Genomic DNA, 947 nt, shown 5'->3' with positions numbered 1-947 from the left:
TCTATTTTATTATTAAAAATTTTTAACAACGTCTTTAAAAAATAACATTTATTTCTCCAAATTTTTTAAAATTACATTTTTTAATAAAATAATTAATTCATCAGAGCATGATGGGGTTTTGGCCCTTACGTATTCTATACCATTTTCTGCAAGGAATTCCTTATATTTTACATCAAGATCATATAAAATTTCTAGGTGTTCATATAAAAATCCAAGTGGCACAACAGCAATATTTTTAATGCCATCCGCCCTGAATTTATCAATTAGAGAGTAAATAGATGGCTCAATCCATTTTCCATAGGGCCCCTGGCTGTAAAATGCTGTATAATAAGATTTTATTCCAAGAATTTTTGAAATTTTATCAGCATATTTGTGTAAGGAATTTATATAATCTGTTTCGTCATCTATTAATGGAAGGCTGTGTGCGGTAAAAAGAAAGGAATCATAATCATAAATGTATTTAGAAATGTTTTTTATCCATGCATATGTGAACATTTCATCATCAAGCCCGTTTATGAACTTATAATCAACATTTTTTGGCAGTATTGCCTTTTTGAACGGTATCTCATATGATTTACTAACATTATTAGATTTAAACGCAAATAATGGCAATGCTATTACAGATTCATATTCATTATTCAATGATTCAACGGTTTCCTCAATTCCTGGTTTCCAGTGCTTGTATGCATCCGTAACCTCAAAATCACCGTATTTGTTTAAAAGCCTTGATAGCTTATCCATAATATTTTTTATTATTTCATTTGATGGAGATTTTCCATTAACCATTCTGTATTTTTCAATATTTTCATTTAAAATATTTTCAGGCACCTTTTTTCCGTTGAAAATCCCGCTCAGGTATTCAGGTACATCCTCAATTCTTTCAGGGCTACCATAGCTTAATAATATAACCTTGTACATATTAGTGTATACATATTTTTAATTTATAA

General features: G+C 28.8%; 1 protein-coding gene. It reads right to left on the bottom strand.

What is annotated here, in order from left to right; all coding sequences use genetic code 11:
* Nucleotides 1–48: 48 nt before the first annotated feature.
* Nucleotides 49–918 (bottom strand): ferrochelatase, encoded by an 870-nt coding sequence (locus tag AOG55_RS06720; RefSeq protein ID WP_048100991.1) that lies wholly within the window; start codon nucleotides 916–918, stop codon nucleotides 49–51.
* Between the last annotated feature and the right edge of the window lie 29 nt (nucleotides 919–947).

It is taken from the genome of Acidiplasma cupricumulans (genome assembly GCF_001402935.1).
GTDB classification, from domain to species: domain Archaea; phylum Thermoplasmatota; class Thermoplasmata; order Thermoplasmatales; family Thermoplasmataceae; genus Acidiplasma; species Acidiplasma aeolicum.
This window is presented reverse-complemented; position numbering and strand designations above follow the sequence as displayed.